Origin of the sequence: Nonomuraea sp. NPDC003560 (assembly GCF_042878785.1) — a bacterium.
Taxonomy (GTDB): Bacteria; Actinomycetota; Actinomycetes; order Streptosporangiales; family Streptosporangiaceae; genus Nonomuraea.
Genome location: NZ_JBIAOF010000043.1, coordinates 1 through 1,203, shown reverse-complemented (window position 1 = coordinate 1,203; position 1,203 = coordinate 1). Strand labels below are relative to the sequence as shown.

Annotated in this window: 1 protein-coding gene; it reads right to left on the bottom strand. The window is 64.8% G+C overall.

The window, feature by feature from the left end; all coding sequences use genetic code 11:
• Positions 1 to 7: 7 nt before the first annotated feature.
• Positions 8 to 1,120 (bottom strand): IS30 family transposase, encoded by a 1,113-nt coding sequence (locus ACFYUV_RS51425; RefSeq protein WP_387683455.1) that lies wholly within the window; start codon positions 1,118 to 1,120, stop codon positions 8 to 10.
• Positions 1,121 to 1,203 lie beyond the last annotated feature (83 nt).

The window sequence follows — 1,203 nt, the reverse complement described above, 5'->3', positions numbered from 1 at the left end:
CTTAGATTCAAAGAGTCAAGGCAACACATTGGGCCGGGGTTCGGTAGCCGAGGCACTTGCGTGGGCGGTTGTTCAGCCGGGCGGCCAGGGCGTCAAGGTCGGCTTGGCTGTACAAGCTCAGATCGGTGCCCTTCGGCAAGTACTGCCGGATCAGTTTGTTCGTGTTCTCGTTCGTGCCCCGCTGCCATGGGCTGCGTGGCGCCGCGAAAAAGACGTCGATGCCGGTCGCTTCCGTCAGCAACTGGTGGCCGGCGAGTTCCATGCCGCGGTCCCAGGTCAGAGTGCTGAGTAAGCGTGCATCCATCCGTGTGAACGCCTGCTGCAGGGCGGGGATGACCGTCGTGGTGTGGCGGCTGGGTAGCGCGACCATGGTCAGGTAGCGGGACTTGCGGTCGACCAGTGTCGCGATCTGGCTGTTTTTGGCTCCGATGATGAGATCGCCCTCGAGGTGGCCGAGCTCGGTTCGGGAGTTGGCGGCGTCAGGCCGTTCCTCGATCGGCCGTGCCCCGGTGATCTGCGAACGCCATTGGCCCTTGACCGTGTTCTTCTTGTTCTTGCGGATGGGACGGCGCGTGCGCAGTTTGGTGCACAGCTCGCGCGGGATCAGTTTCCACCGGGTCGTGTAGATCGCACGGTAGATGCTCTCGTGGCTGATCCGCATCAGCGGGTTGCCGGCGTGCATTAGCCGCAGATGCCCCACGATCTGCTCCGGCGACCACTCGTTGTCGAGTAGTTCGATCACCAGCCGGCGCAGCACCGGGTTGTCCTGCAGGGCGGAGGGCTTTGGGCGACGTGCCTGCTCTTGAGCGCGTTGGTCGGCGGCGACCGCACGGTACTTCGCGCGGCCACCGTTGCGGGCGACCTCCCGGCTCACCGTGGACGCCGAGCGTCCGATCGACACGGCGATCGACCGTAGTGAGGCTCCAGCCTCCAGACCGCGAGAGATCGATTCCCGCTCCTCGGCGCTCAAACGGTCGGCTCGGCGCACCCGCTCGACCGGCGCGATGCCGCCGTGGTGCTTCAGCACCGTGAAAACCGACCCCGGGGGCTTGCCCAGTGCCCGGGAGATCACGCTGATTGACTCACCGGCGCGCCACCGCCGCCACAAGTCTTCTTTCATCGCGTCTGTCATTCCCGGCCGACCCATCCGAGCCACGATCCACCCATCCACATGCAGTGTTGCGTTGATCGTTTGAATCTAAG